The sequence below is a fragment of the Citrobacter sp. L55 genome, from assembly GCF_002850715.1.
In the GTDB taxonomy this organism is placed as follows: Bacteria; Pseudomonadota; Gammaproteobacteria; order Enterobacterales; family Enterobacteriaceae; genus Citrobacter; species Citrobacter braakii.
This window is the reverse complement of the sequence record NZ_KZ559400.1, coordinates 187,213-206,375: the sequence shown is the minus strand read 5'-3', so window position 1 is coordinate 206,375 and position 19,163 is coordinate 187,213. Positions and strand designations below refer to the sequence as shown.

Genomic DNA, 19,163 nt, shown 5'->3' with positions numbered 1-19,163 from the left:
AAGTTAGTCTGCGCGGCCCATATAGCGACGTTCTTCGATATGAATACGGATTTTTTCACCTGCACTCAGATATTCAGGAACCAGGATAACCAGACCGGTGCTCATGGTCGCTGGTTTGTTACGCGCACTTGCTGACGCGCCTTTAATGCCCGGAGCCGTTTCAACGATTTCCAGGTCTACCGTTTGCGGCAGTTCAAGCGCCAGCAACTGACCGTCCCAGGTCAGTACCTGCATATCCGGCATTCCGCCTTCCGGGATGAACAGCAATTCTTCTTCGATCTGGTCTTTGGTGAAGGTATACGGGGTATAGTCTTCTTTATCCATGAAGACGTATTCGTTGCCATCGACATAGGAGAAATCAACGCCACGACGGCTCAGGGTGACGGTATCAACGATGTCATCGCCTTTGAAGCGCTCTTCAACTTTCAGACCGGTACGAACATCAGAAAAACGCATTTTGTACAGCGTGGCGGCGCCACGTGCGGTTGGTGATTGAATATCAATATCTTTTACAATCAGCAGTTTGCCGTTGTAATTCAGTACCATACCTTTTTTAATTTCGTTCGCTCTTGGCATCGAAAAAATCCTGTAATGAGGAGTGTCTAAAATATCGCGTAAAACTACTCGCGCCGGGGCATTCAGGCAAGCGGAATTGATGCTTTTGCTGGTGCAAAAAAGGTGTTACTGTGCGCTTCCTGCACAATCCGATGGTTTACGATAAAGAGAGTACTGTATGGAATGCCGTCCGGATTGTGGTGCATGTTGCACCGCGCCTTCAATTTCCAGTCCCATCCCCGGCATGCCTGATGGCAAGCCCGCTAATACACCATGCGTTCAGCTGGATGAATCCCTGCGCTGTAAAATTTTTGCTTCGCCTCTGCGGCCAAAAGTGTGCGCCGGTTTACAGCCCAGTGCGGAAATGTGCGGACAGACGACGCACCAGGCCATGGTCTATCTCATCGAGCTCGAGGCGCTGACCGCACCTTAAACGTCTTTGATGCGCGTCAGACACGCGACGGTGGCGACGATCATCACCAACGCAAACCAGAATACCGCGTGATAGTTCCAGATTTCAGCGGCAATACCCGCCAACGATCCGGCAATAATCCAGCCCACGCGAATGGTATTTGTATAGAGAGTTGTGGCTGAACCCGCTTGTCCCGGCATCAGATCCTGGAAATAGAGCATGCCAATCCCGCCGAGGATGCCGATGTAAATCGCGTTCAGCAGCTGTAAGCCAAGCAATATCGCCGGAGAGTGGGCCAACAGCATGCCGGCATAAAAGAAAAATCCGGCGACAACGGCGATTCTCATTAACAGGCGTTTGCCCAGACGCTTCGCGAAGTATCCGGCAATCAACATGGTTGGGATTTCCAGCCCCGCGGCAGTTCCCATCATTATGCCCGCCAGCTTTTCCGGCAGATGCAGTTCGTTGATAATAAACAACGGCATATTAATGATATAGAGACTGTTAGTCCCCCACATTAACGTGCAGATAACAAACAGCAGCAGCGTGTCGCGTCGATTGCGGCGCGGGGCTTCTACCGCGCCTGTCGCGAGAGGCACGTTTTTACTCATCGAGGGTAAGAACAGCCAGACCATTACGCCGCAGACAACAAACGCCACCGCCGCGCTGAGGTACATCACCGTAAAGCTAAACCCCATGGCCAGCGCGTAGGCCAGCGGTGGGCCAATCACCCAGGCCAGCGAAACCTGCGCACGTAATATCGAGCTGAACATGACGGCTTCCCGACCCGTACGGTCGGCGTGCTCGCGGGCGAGAGCAAACATTTGCGGGTTGGCGGTCGAACCGAAGCTGCTGAGGAATACCCCGACAAATAGCAGAATAAAATAGTTACGGTTCCAGGCGAACAGCACGCAGGCCAGCATCCCCAGCAGGCAGCAAAACACAATCAGGTTTTTGCGATCGCCTTTTTTATCTGAACGTCCGGCCAGAAACTGACTCACCAAAATGCCGATCACGGCGCTACCGGTAAAAAAGAACCCGACCATGCCGGGACGGGCATGGACTTCATCCGTCAGAAAAAGGCTGAGCGTTGGCGTCTGCAACGCACCGGCGATACCCGTCAGAAATGCGACAAGCAGGAACGCCGAAGACGTTAAATCAAACGCCTTGGGTGTGGCGGCTACGGGGGTGTTGTGCATGTTTTGATATCAATAATGTGAAGAGACGCGGAGTTTACGCTGCTTGTCAGAAAATAAACAGGGAGCCAAATCAAAATCGGCATCAAAAATCAAAATAGCATTTCAGTCAGAGAAAGCAGTTTGCTGACGCTGCTGAATCTGACAGGCTGACGCCGTTTTTGCGTCAGCAATTTTTTCTCCTCCGCGGAGAAAATGTGCGTTATCTCTAAATTCAGCAAGTAATTTGTCAACTTTACTTGTGTGCTGAAGAAAAAAGAGCAAGACTTCTTGAAACGTTTCAGCGTCATCTCGCCATAACTGATGGAGTCAGGTGACGCCTTTTTTCTCATGTTAGCTGAATCGTTTCAAATCAGCGGGAGAGGAGAACCATGTTCCAGTTATCTGTTCAGGATATTCACCCGGGCGAACAGGCCGGGAATAAAGAAGAGGCTATTCGCCAGGTTGCCGCTGCCTTAGTGCTGGCAGGTAACGTAGCGGAAGGCTACGTCGATGGCATGCTGGCGCGTGAACAACAGACGTCCACGTTCCTCGGCAACGGTATTGCTATTCCTCACGGTACGACGGACACGCGCGATCGGGTGCTGAAAACCGGCGTGCAGGTGTTTCAGTTTCCGCAGGGCGTGATCTGGGGTGAAGGGCAGGTTGCTTATGTGGCAATCGGCATTGCCGCCAGCTCTGATGAGCACCTCGGTTTACTGCGTCAGCTGACGCATGTGCTGAGCGATGACTCCGTCGCTGAACAGCTGAAATCTGCGACCACGGCGGAAGAGTTGCGTGCGTTGCTGATGGGGGAAAAGCAAAGCGAACAGCTGAAGCTTGATAACGAAACGCTGTCGCTGGACGTCGTTGCCAACTCGCTGGTCACGCTGCAGGCTCTCAACGCCGCACGGCTGAAAGAGGTCGGCGCGGTTGACGCCACCTTTGTGGCCAGAGCCATTAATGAGCAACCGATGAATCTCGGTCAGGGGATCTGGCTGAATGACTGTGCTGAAGGCAATGTGCGCAGCGCCGTTGCGGTCAGCCGCGCAGCAACAGCGTTCGATGTACAAGGTGAAGCGGCAGCCCTGCTGGTGACCGTCGCCATGAATGACGAACAACCGGTTGCGGTGCTGAAGCGCCTTGGCGATCTGCTGCTGAATAATAAAGCTGACCGTTTGTTGAAAGCCGATGCGGCAACGGTGCTGGCGCTGCTGACCAGCGATGATGCCTTAACTGATGATGTACTGAGCGCCGAATTTATTGTGCGCAATGAGCATGGTTTACACGCCCGCCCGGGCACCATGCTGGTGAATACGATTAAACAATTTAACAGTGAAATTACCGTGACAAATCTTGATGGAACCGGCAAGCCGGCGAATGGACGCAGTCTGATGAAAGTTGTGGCATTAGGCGTGAAGAAAGGACATCACCTGCGCTTTACCGCCCAGGGTGAAGATGCTGAACAGGCGCTGAAAGCGATTGGCGAAGCCATCGCGGCGGGTCTTGGGGAGGGCGCGTAATGAGCAGACGTGTTGCTACTATCACCCTTAACCCAGCCTACGATCTGGTGGGTTTCTGCCCGGAAATTGAACGCGGTGAAGTGAACCTGGTTAAAACGACCGGTCTGCACGCGGCAGGGAAAGGGATTAACGTCGCTAAGGTTTTGAAAGATTTAGGTATCGATGTAACGGTGGGTGGTTTCCTCGGTAAAGACAACCAGGATGGTTTTCAGCAGTTGTTCAGCGAGCTGGGTATCGCCAACCGTTTTCAGGTTGTACAGGGGCGTACGCGTATCAACGTCAAGCTGACCGAAAAAGACGGCGAAGTGTCCGATTTCAATTTCTCCGGCTTTGAAGTCACCCCGGCTGACTGGGAACGCTTTGTGAATGACTCGCTGAGCTGGCTGGGCCAGTTCGACATGGTGTGCGTCAGCGGCAGTTTGCCGACCGGCGTTAGCCCGGAAGCATTCACCGACTGGATGACGCGCCTGCGCAGTCAGTGTCCTTGCATTATCTTTGATAGTAGTCGTGAAGCACTGGTGGCCGGTCTGAAAGCGGCGCCGTGGCTGGTAAAACCAAACCGTCGTGAACTGGAAATCTGGGCTGGCCGTAAGCTGCCAGAAATGAAAGATGTGATTGAAGCTGCACATGCGTTGCGCGAGCAGGGTATTGCTCACGTGGTGATTTCACTTGGCGCGGAAGGTGCGCTGTGGGTTAACGCTTCGGGTGAGTGGATTGCTAAACCGCCGTCAGTCGAGGTGGTAAGCACCGTAGGCGCGGGTGATTCAATGGTTGGCGGCCTGATTTACGGCCTGCTGATGCGTGAATCCAGTGAACACACCCTGCGTCTGGCAACCGCTGTTGCCGCCCTGGCGGTAAGCCAAAGCAATGTGGGCATTACCGATCGTCCTCAGTTGGCCGCAATGATGGCGCGTGTCGACTTAAAACCGTTTAACTGACAGCAGGAGAGGCATAATGAAAACGCTGCTGATTATTGACGCTAATCTCGGCCAGGCTCGCGCTTATATGGCGAAAACCCTGCTTGGAGCGGCGGCGCAGAAAGCACATCTGGAAATTATTGATAATCCTAATGATGCCGAACTGGCAATTGTTCTGGGCGACACGCTTCCTGCCGACAGTTCGCTGAACGGCAAAAAAGTCTGGCTGGGCGATATTGGTCGTGCGGTTGCGCATCCTGAACTTTTCCTCAGCGAAGCGAAAGGCCACGCAAAACCTTATAGCGCTCCGGTTGCGACAGCGTCCGTGGCCAGTAGCGGTCCAAAACGCGTGGTGGCGGTGACGGCTTGTCCAACTGGCGTTGCCCATACGTTTATGGCCGCTGAAGCTATTGAAACAGAAGCGAAAAAACGTGGCTGGTGGGTGAAGGTTGAAACCCGTGGGTCTGTTGGCGCAGGCAATGCCATTACGCCGGAAGAGGTGGCTCAGGCGGATCTGGTGATTGTGGCGGCTGACATTGAAGTTGATCTGGCGAAGTTTGCCGGAAAACCAATGTACCGTACTTCTACTGGCCTTGCGCTGAAGAAAACGAAGCAGGAGCTGGATAAAGCGCTGGAAGAAGCAACGCCGTACCAGCCAGCCGGCAAAGCGCAGTCTGCAACCACTGAAGGTAAGAAAGAGAGCGCTGGCGCGTATCGTCACCTGCTGACGGGCGTATCCTACATGCTGCCGATGGTGGTTGCTGGCGGTCTGTGTATTGCACTCTCATTCGCTTTTGGTATCGAAGCGTTCAAGGAGCAGGGTACGCTGGCGGCGGCGCTGATGCAGATTGGCGGTGGTTCAGCTTTCGCGCTGATGGTGCCGGTTCTGGCGGGCTACATCGCGTTTTCCATCGCTGACCGTCCGGGTCTGACGCCAGGTCTTATCGGCGGTATGCTGGCGGTGAGCACCGGTTCCGGCTTTATTGGCGGGATTATTGCCGGTTTCCTTGCCGGTTATGTGGCGAAGCTCATCAGCACGAAGCTGAAACTCCCGCAGAGTATGGAAGCGCTGAAACCGATCCTGATCATTCCGCTGCTCTCAAGCCTGGTGGTTGGTCTGGCCATGATCTACCTGATCGGTAAACCAGTGGCGGGCATTCTGGAAGGTCTGACCCACTGGCTGCAAACCATGGGAACCGCGAATGCGGTGCTGCTTGGGGCGATTCTGGGCGGCATGATGTGTACCGATATGGGCGGTCCGGTTAACAAAGCGGCGTATGCTTTCGGTGTGGGGCTGCTTAGTACGCAAACCTATGCGCCGATGGCGGCGATTATGGCGGCGGGTATGGTGCCTCCGCTGGCCCTGGGGCTGGCAACGCTGGTGGCGCGTCGTAAGTTCGACAAAGCGCAGCAGGAAGGCGGTAAAGCTGCGCTGGTACTGGGCCTGTGCTTTATTACCGAAGGGGCTATCCCATTTGCTGCCCGTGACCCGATGCGCGTTCTGCCTTGCTGTATCGTTGGCGGCGCGATTACCGGGGCTATCTCGATGGCGGTGGGGGCTAAGCTGATGGCGCCGCACGGCGGTCTGTTCGTGCTGTTAATCCCTGGCGCAATCACTCCGGTGGTTGGATACCTGCTGGCCATTATTGCCGGTACGCTGGTAGCCGGTCTCTCCTACGCGGTGCTGAAACGCCCGGAAGCAGAGGTTGTGGCAAAGGCGGCCTGATTTAACGCTGACATCCGGGGCAGAGATTTCTCTGCCCCTTTTTTTATCCATTAAATCTGCCCGGTAGTGTTAACCGGTTCAGGCAATCATTGGCGCGATGATAAAACCAAAGGCAACGCCAGCAATGATCCCGCCAAGCCCTGGCAACATAAACGGATGGTTTAAGACATACTTACCCACGCGCGTTGTCCCGGTGGTGTCGAACTCCATTGCCGCCAGCGAAGTCGGATAAGTTGGCAGAACAAACACGCCGGTCACTGCGACATAGGAAGCCAGAATGGCCCATGTAGGTACGCCGAGCGCGACGGCAAGAGGGATAATCAGCGGCGTGGTGGCTCCCTGCGAATAGAGAAGCGCGCAGGTACCAAACAGCACCAGCGCCAACAGCATCGGATAAGCCCGTAGAATATCGCCCGCGATATCCTTTATCCCCGTTAAGTGGGCATCAATGAAGGTTGTGCCCAGCGTAACAATCCCCAGAATCACAGCCAACGAACTCATACCCGCGCGAAACGTGGATGTCAGGACAATCGCGTCTGTTGATGTTTTGCATAGCACCACCATCAGACATGCGGCAGCTAGCATGCAGATAATGATAATATCCCGGGTATTCATTGCGTTACCTGCATCGAATCCAGGGCGCAATTGAGGGCATGCGGCAAGAATAACGATGACCACCGTTGCCAGCATAAACAGGGCGACTGACAGTCTGGCACCTGGCGTTGTGCTGTTTTGCCCTGCATATTTACGCACCAGTCCTTTTTGCAGGCGTTCCAGATAGACTTCATCATCCTGTAGCTCACATCCCTGACGTGAGGCGATAAAAGCGGCGACCATCGCGGCGACAAATGAGGCAGGCAGACATACCGCCATGACCTGAATAAAGCTGATACCGTTGCCTTCCATAATAGTCAACATAGCGGCCATTGCGGCACTGATCGGCGAACCGGATATCGCCACCTGAGAAGCGACTACGGAGCCTGCGAGCGTACGAGAAGGGCGAATACCTGACTCTTTGGCAACTTCGGCAATCACCGGCAGAGTAGAAAAAACGATGAACCCTGTTCCCGCCATAATCGTCATCGACCAGGTAATAATCGGTGCAATAATATTGATATATTTAGGGTTACGGCGCATAAAATTACCGGCAATGCGAACCAGATAATCCATGCCTCCGGCGGCCTGTAGCGCCGATGCCGCCACCACCACCGTCATAATAATAAGAATAACGTCAACGGGTGGTGAACCAATTTGCAGCCCAAATCCCAGCGTTAAAATAGCCAGCCCCAGCCCGCCACATAAACCAATACCAATTCCGCCAAGGCGGATACCGAAAAATATTGCGCCCAACACTACGATAATTTCTAGCCAAATCATAATGGCCTCCGCCAGAGAGTAATTTGTAATTAAAATGGATTTTTATTTAATGCAACAATTAAAAAGATATGGACATTCATTGTGCCAAAAGGTGATTTTTACCCACGCGTTTCTCGTACCATTTAATACCGGCACGAACCAACGAACCGGTTGAATCAATATATTTCTCAGGTGACTTTTTGACGGCTTCAGCAAGAATGACAGGAACTTCAGTACATCCGAGCACGATGACTTGTGCCCCGCGTGAGAAGAGTGCTTCAGCCTGTTCATTCATCAGCGTTTGCGCCCGCTTAGCATCACCAGCTTTTAAGCAATAGATGCTTTCCATCACTTTTTCCTGACTGGATGAGTCAGGGCTGATGCAGGTTAACCCAAGAGATTCTATGCCTTTTTGATAGAGGCCCATGTATAAAGTGGCGTTGGTGGCGAGTAATCCGATTTGCGATTTCCCGCAGTTTTTAACCTCATTGATGGTCGTTTCAACGATACTGAGCAGCTCTGTATGGCAGCACGCTTTTAATTCATTAAACCAAAAGTGGGCGGTGTTACAGGGGATCACAATACACTCGGCGCCAGCATCTTCGAGTTTATGCATATAATCGCGCATTGCCGGAAGTGGGGAATGACCATGATGCATTAACGCGTCGGTTCGGTCTGGAATGTCAGGAATAGATGAAATAATTAAGGGGATATGTTCCTGGTCACGTTGCGCAGCGGTAAAAGTGACGAATTTATTAAACAGATCGACCGTTGCAGCAGGTCCCATACCACCAAGCACGCCAATTAAACCTTTCACGATATATACCTCAATTCACCGATGATTAATATTCAGAGCCGGGTTGTGTCTGCTGATAATGTTTAACAGCAGTGTGACGTGAGGAGAAATGCAATAATGTATGGTTCAATGCAAAAACCGCATGACTGTGGTTTATTGTGTAACCTCAGCAGGCCGGTATTCGGCCAGAGGCTACGCGTTACGCGGCGGGCAAGCGGTCGTAACCGATAGGGAGAGAAGTATGTTAATGTTAAAAATGAAGCCTTGATGCAAAAAACGAATCACCAGGCGCTAATGATGAATGTCATCTCCGGAACTATTCAGGCATGATGCTTTAAGGCTAATAGGCATATTTAAATATCTGCGTGATAAGCATGAAAAATATTGAGACAAAATGGTTATATGACTTTTTGACGTTGGAGGCATGCCGTCATTTTTCCCAGGCGGCTGAGGAGCGCAACATATCCCAACCGGCATTTAGTCGGCGGATCAAGGCGCTCGAATCAGCCGTGGGTGTGCTGCTTTTTGATCGCACAACGAGCCCACTGCAACTCACGGAGGAGGGCAAGCTATTTCATTCGCAAACCCGTAGTTTGTTGCAACAGCTGGAATGTAATCTGGATGAGCTAAGCGGCCACAATTTACTGGGTGTACCCAATATCAAAATAGCGGCGGCACATTCTCTGTCGCTGACGATGTTGCCCAGATTGGTGCACTCAATGGCGGCCTGGGGTGAGGAGTTTGTCTATCACGTTGAAGCTATTGATGTTGTTCAGGCGGTGAATACTCTGCGCGAGGGGAAAAGCGATTTTATTATCTCCTTTCGGGATGAAGATTTAATGCAGTCACCTTTCTGCGGCTTGAAGGTTTTTGAGTCTGAACTGTACCCCGTGTGTGCAGTTGATGCGCAGGGTAAGGCGTTGTTTGATATCTACCAGTCGCAGGCGCCGATTCTGAACTATACCAGCACATCCTACATGGGAAGATTGGTAAACCGTCATCTGGCGGAAGTAGGCGGCATTTCAGCCCGAACGCTGTTTATGTCTTCGATGAGTGAGTTATTAAAAAATATGGCATTGGATGGGCATGGTATCGCCTGGCTGCCGGCGTGGACAATCGTAAACGAACTGCGCGAAAAGCGGCTGGTTTGTCTGCAGACGCCGGAACTGATGGTGCCTATTCAGGCTTATATTTACCGAATGGATACCCGGTTGAATAAAACGGCTGAGCACTTCTGGCGGATTTTGTACAACCATATGCCAGAGGACCTTGTTTCGCTCAGTTGATACGAACCGGATCGTCTGGCGCATCTGAAAAATCTCCGGTTATGCCGGAGTTAAACTCTTTAGACTGCTTGAATTTGTACTACCTCTCATTTTCTCTTTCCTTTACAGACTGTATCTATAAAAAATTGTGATTCTGTTCATATCTATTGAGTTTAGATCTTGAATATGGATTTACTTTGTCAAAAACACGCTTACTATGAACATGTGTTTGATAGTGAACATGTGCTCTAATAACCTGATGTGTGGCGTTGGTTATTTTTAACGAACTCATTTGTGGCAAGTTAATTGCCAGGGGACGTGCTATGCGTGAAAAGGAATACATAGTAACTATTGGCTCGGCCAATATGGATGTTGCTGGGTATTCGCATGCTTCTCTAAATTATGCGGATTCGAATCCAGGAAAGATAAAATTCACCCCCGGCGGAGTTGGACGTAACATTGCACATAATCTCGCGCTGCTGGGGAAAAATTCATGGTTACTGACGGCGGTTGGTAATGATTTTTATGGACAATCGTTATTGGCGCAAACCAATCAATCCGGAGTTCATGTTGATAAGTGTCTTATCGTTCCCGGAGAGAATACGTCCAGTTATTTATCATTGCTTGATAACACCGGTGAAATGTTGGTTGCCATTAATGATATGAGCATTACCGAACATATTTCAGCTGATTTTTTATCACAGCATCATGATTTTATTCGGCAGGCGAAAGTCATCGTCGCCGATTGCAATATCAGCGAAGATGCCCTGGCATGGGTGCTGGAAAATGCCGGAGAGGTTCCGGTGTTTGTTGACCCGGTATCGGCATGGAAATGCGTCAAAATTCGCGAGCGGCTTGGACAAATTCACACTCTTAAACCCAACCGGCTTGAAGCCGAAACGCTAAGCGGTATTGCGCTTTCCGGGCGTGATGACGTGGGTAAAGTCGCCGCCTGGTTTCATGATCGCGGCTTAAATAGGCTGGTGCTCAGCATGGGCGGTGACGGTGTTTATTACAGTGATATTGCGGGGAGTCGTGGTTGGTCACTGCCGATTAAAACTCACGTCATTAATGTTACCGGGGCTGGCGATGCAATGATGGCTGGACTGGCGTCCTGCTGGGTAGACGGCATGCCCTTTATTGATTCGGTTCGATTTGCGCAGGGTTGTTCATCAATGGCGTTAGCCTGTGAATATACCAATAACCCTGATTTGTCTGTTGCGAATGTAAGCTCATTAGTGGAGAACACAGAATGTCTGAATTAACTCTTTCCTCTGAATTATTACAAATATCTCCAGAAGTACAGGAAGCATTAAACAGTAAGAAGCCGATTGTTGCACTTGAATCAACCATTATTTCTCATGGTATGCCATTTCCGCAGAATGCCCAGACAGCGATTGAAGTAGAAGAAACTATTCGTAAACACGGTGCGGTTCCTGCGACCATTGCCATTATTGGCGGAATAATGAAAGTTGGTTTAAGCAAAGATGAAATTGAGTTGCTTGGGCGAGAAGGTCATAGCGTTACGAAAGTAAGTCGTCGTGATTTGCCGTTTGTGGTCGCGGCAGGAAAAAATGGTGCAACGACTGTTGCCTCAACCATGATTATTGCCGCCCTGGCGGGAATTAAAGTATTTGCGACAGGGGGAATAGGTGGGGTTCATCGTGGTGCTGAACATACCTTTGATATTTCCGCGGATCTGCAAGAACTGGCGCATACCAATGTCACGGTAATTTGTGCCGGGGCGAAATCTATTCTTGATCTCGGCTTAACTACTGAATATTTAGAAACCTTTGGTGTGCCGTTAATTGGTTATCAAACCAACGCGTTGCCAGCATTTTTCTGCCGTACCAGTCCGTTTGAGGTCAGTATCCGTCTGGACAGTGCGCAAGAGATTGCCCGTGCCATGGCGGTGAAATGGCAAACGGGTCTCGACGGCGGTCTGGTTGTTGCGAACCCCATCCCAGAGCAGTTTGCGATGGCCGAAGAGAAAATTAATGCGGCAATCGATCGGGCGGTAAAAGAAGCGGAAGATCAGGGCGTCGTGGGAAAAGAGAGTACGCCGTTCCTGTTAGCGCGGGTTGCAGAGCTGACCGGTGGTGACAGCCTGAAATCAAATATTCAGCTGGTGTTCAACAATGCGGTACTGGCCTGTGAAATTGCGAAGGAGTATCAGCGCCTCGTCTGACAGAATTTCCCGGGCAGAATGCGGTCGCCCGCGAATATCAAACCTACCAAAACCTGGCGATAACGCCGGGTTTCCTGGCATGAAGGGAATTTCATTATGGATATAATGAGAAGTGTTGTGGGTATGGTGGTATTACTGGCCATCGCGTTTCTGCTGTCAGTAAATAAAAAACGTATAAGTCTGCGCACGGTCGGGGCTGCACTGGTACTGCAAATCGCAATCGGCGGCATTATGCTGTACTTCCCGCCAGGAAAATGGCTGGTTGAACAGGCTGCGCTCGGTGTCCACAAGGTAATGTCATACAGTGACGCGGGAAGCGCATTTATCTTTGGCTCCCTGGTTGGGCCAAAAATGGATGTGCTGTTTGACGGAGCCGGGTTTATCTTCGCTTTTCGGGTGCTACCGGCCATCATTTTTGTGACCGCACTGATCAGTCTTCTCTACTACATTGGCGTGATGGGGCTGTTGATCCGCATCCTCGGCGGTATTTTCCAGAAAGCGCTGAACATCAGTAAGATCGAGTCATTTGTCGCCGTAACGACGATTTTCCTCGGGCAAAACGAGATCCCGGCGATCGTGAAGCCGTTTATTGACCGCCTGAATCGCAATGAGCTGTTTACCGCTATTTGTAGTGGGATGGCCTCGATTGCTGGCTCAATGATGATTGGTTACGCCGGAATGGGCGTTCCGATTGACTATTTGCTGGCGGCATCGTTGATGGCAATTCCTGGCGGTATTTTGTTCGCGCGTATGCTGAGTCCGGCAACTGAAGAATCTCGCGTCACCTTTGAGAACCTGTCATTTACTGAAACGCCACCGAAAAGCATCATCGAAGCAGCGGCGAGCGGAGCGATGACCGGGCTGAAAATTGCTGCTGGCGTGGCGACGGTCGTAATGGCATTTGTCGCCATTATCGCGCTGATTAACGGCATTATTGGCGGAATTGGTGGGTGGTTTGGCTTTGGTCACGCCACTCTGGAAGGGATCTTTGGCTATGCGCTAGCCCCGCTGGCGTGGATTATGGGTGTGGACTGGAGCGATGCGACGCTGGCAGGCAGCCTGATCGGACAGAAGCTGGCGATTAATGAGTTTGTCGCTTATCTCAACTTCTCGCCGTATCTGCAAACGGGTGGAACGCTGGATGTGAAGACCATTGCGATTATCTCGTTTGCGCTGTGCGGTTTCGCTAACTTTGGTTCGATTGGCGTTGTCGTCGGGGCATTTTCGGCGATAGCGCCACAGCGTGCCCCGGAAATCGCGCAGCTTGGCATGCGCGCGCTGGCAGCAGCAACGCTGTCAAACCTGATGAGCGCTACTATAGCCGGTTTCTTTATCGGGCTGGCATAGCGAAAATAATGCCGGATACGCGTAGCGCCATCCGGCATTACATTTAAGCAGTTTGCAGCAAATACAAGGCGTTATCTGCTGAGAGGGTTGGGTTGTTGATGCTGACGCTGGCTCGCGATAATGCCGCGCAGGCCATGGCAAAGTGAGCGCTTTCACGAAATTCACTCCCTTCCAGAAAGCTGTACAGCAATCCCGCCATAAAAGCATCGTCGGCGCCAAAACTGTCTACAACCGTATGCTCAGGAGGCGTCAGTAAAAACTGTTCTCCGTCCTTTTCGCTGCAAAAAACGGATTCATCTTCCAGGCAAACAAAGATTCGTTTTACCCCTTGCTGATGGAGACTATTGACGGCCAGTACGCGATCGGCATCTGAATGAATAGGTTGACCCCACAAAATCGCCAGCTCTTTCTGCGTTGGTTTTAGCGTATGAATACGCGTAAACCAGGTCTTCATTTTTGCCGCTTTGAACTCTGAAACGGTGTCAATGAATACCGGAATATCATCAGCAATAGTAAAGACCCACTCAATGGCTTCGGCAGTCAGATTGCAATCTGCCAGTACGACACCGGAATGGCGGATCAAATCTCGCGAACTGTTCAGTAACTGCGGCGTCAATTGTTGCAGGATATGGGTATCGTTAATTGCCAGTACGGTCTCTTCCTGCTGATTAGCGATCGACAGGTAAGTTGAGGTGTTATGTCCATGCAGGCGTATGCAACTGGAAACGTTAACACCGGCCTGACGCGTTTGTTCCAGCAATGTTTCGCCATAGAAATCACTGCCAACAGCGGAAATTAAGTGGACGTCACGGCCCAGCAGCGCCAGGTTGTGGGCGATGTTGCGTCCCACGCCGCCTGCCGAGCAGTGAATGTTACCAGGGTTAGAGGCAGCCTGAGGATAGTGGATGTCAGCAACACCACGAATATCCATATTGATCGCCCCGACAACCACGCAATAATCCTGTTCGGTAAGGATATAACCTTTACCTTTAATCATGCCTTTACGCATCAAATCCATAATATGCGCAGCAACTCGTGAACGGCTGATCTGCAAAATATCGGCGATTTCATTCTGCTGAATCAACGGATTGCGACGCAGGATCTTAAGGATCTGCTTTTCCCTGTCGTTCATGATTATGCCACCGCTTTTTCTGTTTGCTGGGCTTTCAGCCAGGCAATCTCTTCTGCCCAGATATCCGGATTAATCGTTTCCAGCACCAGCGGAATGCCGTCAAAACGATTGTCCTGCATGATCCAACGGAAGGCATCGTGGCCAATATTGCCTTCACCTAAGCTGTGGTGACGGTCAACGCGACTGCCAAATGCGCTCTTGGCGTCGTTCAGGTGCATACCGCGTAGGTACCTGAAGCCGACAATACGTTCAAATTCCGCAAACGTCTTTTCGCATTCCTCGACGGAGCGCAAATCGTAACCGGCCGCGAAGGCATGGCAGGTATCAATACAGACGCCGACGCGGGACTTATCTTCGACGCCGTCGATAATGGCGGCAAGGTGCTCAAACTTAAATCCAAGGTTGCTGCCTTGTCCGGCGGTATTTTCGATAACTGCCGTAACGCCCTGGGTCTGAGCAAGGGCGATGTTGATGGATTCGGCAATGCGCGCCAGACACTCATCTTCCGGGATCTGCATCAAATGGCTGCCCGGGTGAAAGTTCAGCAAGGATAAGCCCAGCAGTTCACAGCGCTGCATTTCATCTATAAACGCATCACGTGATTTTTCCAGCGCATCGCTAACCGGATGACCGAGGTTAATCAGGTAACTGTCGTGAGGCAGGATTTGGGCGGCAGTATAATGATACTTCTCGCAGGCAGATTTAAAATCATCAATGATTTCGGTGGTCAGCGGCGCGGCACGCCACTGGCGCTGATTTTTGGTGAACAGGGCGAATGCGGTCGCTTCGATTTCTGCGGCTCGAATAGCGGCGTTAGCCAGACCGCCAGCGGCGCTTACGTGCGCTCCGATATATTTCATAAATTTAACCCGCCATACTCAAATACAAAAAGGGAGAGTATAGCGGGTTAATAGAGGTGAGTCGTGATCGTTTATGCCATCAGCGCGTGGATAGCGACGTTAATCGCACCGCCACCCACAATCAGCCAGACAAACAGCAGCAGGGCCATCAGTAACGGTTTGGCACCGGCTTTTTTCAGCGCGCTAACGTGCGTGGTCAGCCCCAGGGCCGCCATCGCCATTGCCAGCAAAATGGTATCCAGCGTTACCAGCATGTTCACTACTGACTGTGGCAGCAGGTGGAACGAGTTAAAAATTGCGACCACAATGAACAGGATGGCAAACCATGGAATGGTTATTTTGCTCTTCTCACCGCCCGTGGCCGGAGACAGTTGTTTAACGCGTGCGGCCAGGAGGATAAGGAACGGTGCCAGCATCATGACGCGCAGCATTTTGGCAATAACCGCGGCGTTTTCCGCATCCGGGCTAATGGCGTGCCCGGCAGCCACAACCTGTGCAACTTCATGCATGGTGGAGCCAATGTAAATGCCGTAGGTTTCTGGGCTAAACCAGTGTGAAAGCAACGGATACATCGCCGGATACAGGAAGATAGCGATTGTACCGAAGATAACCACGGTGGCGACAGCGACGGTCACTTTACTGGCTTCTGCTTTCACCACTGGTTCGGTTGCCAGCACGGCGGCGGCACCACAAATGCTGCTACCCGCGCCAATCAGCCAGCTGGTGTGACGGTCCAGACCAAATACTTTCTGCCCCAGGAAACAGGCAATCATAAAGGTGCTGCTTAGCGTTAACACATCAATCACGATACCGCTGACGCCGACGTCAGCAATTTGCGCGAAGGTGAGGCGGAAACCGTAGAGGATAATCCCCAGACGTAATAAATGTTGTTTCGCGAACAGCACGCCGCCATCACAGCTTTTCCAGATGTGCGGATAGACGGTGTTGCCGAGAATCATCCCCAATAAGATGGCTAAGGTGAGGGCGCTGAACCCGGCACCTGCAACGGCGGGAATGGATCCTCCCCATAAGGCGACCCCAGTGATAACTGCACTCAGGGCAAGCCCCGGAATAAAATGCCACGCTGTACGACGATGAGTCTGTAAGGTGAGTTCTGTCATATCCTTCTCCTTTATCTGGGTAAAAGAGTAAGGCGAAGTGGTTTAAAAATAAAATTGATTATATATTTATAATTAATCTATATAAGTGGTATACCCGTCATACTTCAAGTTGCATGTGCGTTGGCTGCGCTCGTTCACCCCAGTCACGTACTTAAGTACGCTCCGGGGGATGCTCTCTCTTGCCGCCTTCCTGCAACTCGAATTATTTAGGGTATAAGTAACGGCTATCCGGTGGAAAACGACTATGCATATCACCCTGCGACAACTTGAAGTGTTTGCTGAGGTACTAAAAAGCGGCTCAACAACCCAGGCATCTGTCATGCTGGCATTGTCGCAGTCGGCGGTGAGTGCGGCGCTTACCGATCTGGAAGGGCAACTTGGCGTGCAACTGTTTGACCGTGTTGGCAAACGGCTGGTGGTTAACGAACACGGACGCTTGCTTTATCCGCGCGCGCTGGCGTTACTTGAGCAAACGACCGAAATCGAACAGCTTTTTCGCAAAGATAATGGCGCCATTCGGGTCTATGCCAGTAGCACCATCGGTAATTATATTCTGCCCGCCATGATCGCCCGTTATCGCCAGGATTTCCCCGATTTGCCGCTGGAACTTAGCGTGGGCAACAGCCAGGACGTGATCAATGCGGTGCTGGATTTTCGGGTAGACATCGGGCTGATAGAAGGGCCGTGTCACAGTACGGAAATCATCTCTGAACCGTGGCTGGAGGACGAACTGGTGGTGTTTGCCGCACCGTCGTCACCGCTCACAAAGGGGCCCATTACGCTGGAACAGCTGGCTGCTTCGCCGTGGATCCTGCGTGAGCGAGGATCGGGTACGCGTGAACTGGTGGATTACCTGCTGTTGTCTCATCTGCCAAGATTTCAGATGGCGATGGAGTTGGGGAACTCCGAGGCCATCAAGCATGCGGTGCGCCATGGTCTCGGGATCAGCTGTTTGTCGCGTCGGGTCATTGCGGAGCAGTTACAGGCAGGGACGCTGAGCGAAGTTACCGTGCCACTGCCGCGTTTAGTGCGCACTCTCTGGCGCGTTCATCACCGGCAAAAACATATCTCCAATGCCATTACGCGTTTTTTATATTACAGCGACCATGTTGAGTAGGGCGAATAGCGCGCTAACTCTCGTCAGGCCACCCTATCCATAATGGCTGTTACGTCTTAACCGCCTTGTGCCGCCCGTTTTCTGCTTTACTTATAATCCGCGGCCAGTCATGAAGGTCTCTTATAACAGCGCATTTGTGCCGGAAGAATGCCATTTCGTCTGCTACAATCGCGCCTCATTTTTTGGATGGATAGCATTTTCACATGGTTTCCGAAACTAAAACCACAGAAGCGCCCACGCTACGTCGTGAACTGAAGGCGCGTCACCTGACGATGATTGCCATTGGAGGCTCCATCGGTACAGGTCTTTTCGTTGCATCTGGTGCAACTATTTCTGCGGCGGGTCCTGGCGGCGCGTTGTTCTCTTATATCCTGATCGGTCTGATGGTGTACTTCCTGATGACCAGCCTCGGTGAACTGGCTGCCTATATGCCGGTTTCCGGCTCGTTCTCCACTTACGGTCAAAACTACGTAGAAGAAGGCTTTGGCTTCGCGCTGGGCTGGAACTACTGGTACAACTGGGCGGTAACGATTGCCGTTGACCTGGTGGCCGCACAACTGGTGATGAGCTGGTGGTTCCCGGACACGCCGGGCTGGATCTGGAGCGCACTGTTCCTCGGCGTTATCTTCCTGCTGAACTACATTTCCGTTCGCGGATTTGGTGAAGCGGAATACTGGTTCTCGCTGATCAAAGTTACCACTGTAATTATCTTCATCGTGGTTGGCGTGATGATGATTTTCGGTATCTTCAAAGGCACTCAGCCAGTGGGCTGGAGCAACTGGACGACCGGTGATGCACCGTTTGCCGGGGGTTTTGCCGCTATGATTGGCGTGGCGATGATCGTCGGCTTCTCCTTCCAGGGAACTGAGCTGATCGGTATCGCGGCAGGCGAATCTGAAGATCCTGAAAAGAACATTCCACGTGCGGTGCGTCAGGTGTTTTGGCGAATCCTGCTGTTCTATGTGTTCGCGATTTTGATTATCAGCCTGATTATCCCGTACACCGATCCGAGCCTGCTGCGCAACGATGTGAAAGACATCAGCGTTAGCCCGTTCACGTTGGTATTCCAGCATGCGGGTCTGCTGTCAGCCGCAGCAGTAATGAACGCGGTTATCCTGACGGCGGTACTGTCAGCGGGTAACTCCGGGATGTATGCCTCCACGCGTATGCTTTACACCCTGGCATGCGACGGTAAAGCGCCGCGTATTTTTGGCAAACTGTCTCGTGGCGGTGTACCGCGTAACGCGCTGTATGCGACGACCGTGGTGGCGGGGCTGTGTTTCCTGACCTCGATGTTTGGTAACCAGACCGTGTACCTCTGGCTGCTGAACACCTCCGGGATGACGGGCTTTATCGCCTGGCTGGGGATCGCTATTAGCCACTATCGTTTCCGTCGCGGTTATGTGCTGCAGGGGCGCGATGTGAAGGATCTGCCGTACCGTTCTGGCTTCTTCCCGCTGGGTCCGATCTTCGCCTTTGTGCTGTGCCTGATTATCACTCTGGGCCAGAACTACGAAGCGTTCCTGAAAGATAGCATTGACTGGGGCGGCGTGATGGCAACCTATATCGGTATCCCGCTGTTCCTGATTATCTGGTTTGGCTATAAGCTGGCGAAAGGAACTCATTTTGTTCGCTACAGCGAAATGAAATTCCCGGATCGCGTGAAGAAATAA

General features: G+C 51.8%; 17 protein-coding genes. 10 read left to right on the top strand and 7 right to left on the bottom strand.

Features of this window, described 5'->3' with window-relative positions; translation table 11 throughout:
• Window positions 1-3: 3 nt before the first annotated feature.
• Window positions 4-576 carry an elongation factor P-like protein YeiP gene (yeiP, locus tag B9P82_RS05460; RefSeq protein WP_016153740.1) on the bottom strand — a complete coding sequence of 191 codons (573 nt, stop codon included), beginning with the start codon at window positions 574-576 and terminating at the stop codon, window positions 4-6.
• Window positions 577-733: 157 nt separating this feature from the next.
• On the opposite strand from yeiP, the gene B9P82_RS05455 reads away from it, so the two are divergent.
• The gene (locus tag B9P82_RS05455; protein WP_016153739.1) at window positions 734-988 is read left to right on the top strand and encodes a YkgJ family cysteine cluster protein; all 255 of its coding nucleotides are present in this window, start codon (window positions 734-736) and stop codon (window positions 986-988) included.
• On the opposite strand, the gene setB is transcribed toward B9P82_RS05455, so the two are convergent.
• Window positions 985-2,166, bottom strand: coding sequence for a sugar efflux transporter SetB (gene setB, locus B9P82_RS05450; RefSeq protein ID WP_101700075.1), 1,182 nt, complete (start codon window positions 2,164-2,166; stop codon window positions 985-987). The two genes, B9P82_RS05455 and setB, sit on opposite strands and share 4 nt — an antisense overlap.
• A 368-nt stretch (window positions 2,167-2,534) precedes the next feature.
• Here setB and fruB point away from each other — a divergent pair, with 368 nt between their 5' ends.
• From fruB to fruA, 3 genes are read left to right on the top strand one after another with little or no spacing between them, the layout of a single operon-like run.
• Window positions 2,535-3,665, top strand: a complete 1,131-nt coding sequence (gene fruB, locus B9P82_RS05445) for a fused PTS fructose transporter subunit IIA/HPr protein (protein ID WP_016156988.1) — start codon at window positions 2,535-2,537, stop codon at window positions 3,663-3,665.
• Window positions 3,665-4,603 (top strand): 1-phosphofructokinase, encoded by a 939-nt coding sequence (fruK, locus tag B9P82_RS05440; protein ID WP_003834544.1) that lies wholly within the window; start codon window positions 3,665-3,667, stop codon window positions 4,601-4,603. The genes fruB and fruK overlap by 1 nt, the downstream gene beginning before the upstream one ends.
• Before the next feature lie 16 nt (window positions 4,604-4,619).
• Window positions 4,620-6,308 (top strand): PTS fructose transporter subunit IIBC, encoded by a 1,689-nt coding sequence (gene fruA / locus B9P82_RS05435; protein WP_016153736.1) that lies wholly within the window; start codon window positions 4,620-4,622, stop codon window positions 6,306-6,308.
• A 78-nt stretch (window positions 6,309-6,386) separates the two neighbouring features.
• Here the strand turns inward: fruA and B9P82_RS05430 are convergent, their stop codons facing one another.
• Window positions 6,387-7,685 (bottom strand): anaerobic C4-dicarboxylate transporter, encoded by a 1,299-nt coding sequence (locus B9P82_RS05430; RefSeq protein WP_016153735.1) that lies wholly within the window; start codon window positions 7,683-7,685, stop codon window positions 6,387-6,389.
• A gap of 76 nt (window positions 7,686-7,761) precedes the next feature.
• Complete coding sequence (locus B9P82_RS05425; protein WP_049281984.1) at window positions 7,762-8,481, bottom strand: cysteate racemase; 720 nt, start codon at window positions 8,479-8,481, stop codon at window positions 7,762-7,764.
• Between the two features lie 347 nt (window positions 8,482-8,828).
• Between B9P82_RS05425 and hypT the strand changes: the two genes are divergently transcribed.
• From hypT to B9P82_RS05405, 4 genes are all read left to right on the top strand, one after another.
• Window positions 8,829-9,746 carry a hypochlorite stress DNA-binding transcriptional regulator HypT gene (hypT, locus tag B9P82_RS05420; protein ID WP_255346132.1) on the top strand — a complete coding sequence of 306 codons (918 nt, stop codon included), beginning with the start codon at window positions 8,829-8,831 and terminating at the stop codon, window positions 9,744-9,746.
• Between the two features lie 302 nt (window positions 9,747-10,048).
• Window positions 10,049-10,990: a pseudouridine kinase gene (locus B9P82_RS05415; RefSeq protein WP_016153731.1), complete on the top strand. Its 942-nt coding sequence runs from the start codon at window positions 10,049-10,051 to the stop codon at window positions 10,988-10,990.
• On the top strand, window positions 10,978-11,913 hold the full coding sequence (locus tag B9P82_RS05410; RefSeq protein ID WP_016156984.1) for a pseudouridine-5'-phosphate glycosidase: 936 nt from the start codon (window positions 10,978-10,980) through the stop codon (window positions 11,911-11,913). The genes B9P82_RS05415 and B9P82_RS05410 overlap by 13 nt, the downstream gene beginning before the upstream one ends.
• A gap of 96 nt (window positions 11,914-12,009) precedes the next feature.
• Window positions 12,010-13,260 (top strand): NupC/NupG family nucleoside CNT transporter, encoded by a 1,251-nt coding sequence (locus tag B9P82_RS05405; protein ID WP_003027431.1) that lies wholly within the window; start codon window positions 12,010-12,012, stop codon window positions 13,258-13,260.
• A gap of 43 nt (window positions 13,261-13,303) precedes the next feature.
• Here B9P82_RS05405 and B9P82_RS05400 read toward each other — a convergent pair whose 3' ends face one another.
• From B9P82_RS05400 to B9P82_RS05390, 3 genes are all read right to left on the bottom strand, one after another.
• Complete coding sequence (locus tag B9P82_RS05400) at window positions 13,304-14,392, bottom strand: sugar kinase (protein ID WP_047359177.1); 1,089 nt, start codon at window positions 14,390-14,392, stop codon at window positions 13,304-13,306.
• A 2-nt stretch (window positions 14,393-14,394) separates the two neighbouring features.
• The gene (gene nfo / locus B9P82_RS05395; protein ID WP_046275457.1) at window positions 14,395-15,252 is read right to left on the bottom strand and encodes a deoxyribonuclease IV; all 858 of its coding nucleotides are present in this window, start codon (window positions 15,250-15,252) and stop codon (window positions 14,395-14,397) included.
• 71 nt (window positions 15,253-15,323) lie between these two features.
• Window positions 15,324-16,373: a YeiH family protein gene (locus tag B9P82_RS05390; protein WP_016153726.1), complete on the bottom strand. Its 1,050-nt coding sequence runs from the start codon at window positions 16,371-16,373 to the stop codon at window positions 15,324-15,326.
• Window positions 16,374-16,617: 244 nt separating this feature from the next.
• Here B9P82_RS05390 and yieE point away from each other — a divergent pair, with 244 nt between their 5' ends.
• Both yieE and lysP read left to right on the top strand, forming a co-directional pair.
• Window positions 16,618-17,490 (top strand): DNA-binding transcriptional regulator YeiE, encoded by an 873-nt coding sequence (gene yieE / locus B9P82_RS05385; RefSeq protein ID WP_101700074.1) that lies wholly within the window; start codon window positions 16,618-16,620, stop codon window positions 17,488-17,490.
• Between the two features lie 203 nt (window positions 17,491-17,693).
• Complete coding sequence (gene lysP, locus B9P82_RS05380; RefSeq protein WP_047500979.1) at window positions 17,694-19,163, top strand: lysine-specific permease; 1,470 nt, start codon at window positions 17,694-17,696, stop codon at window positions 19,161-19,163.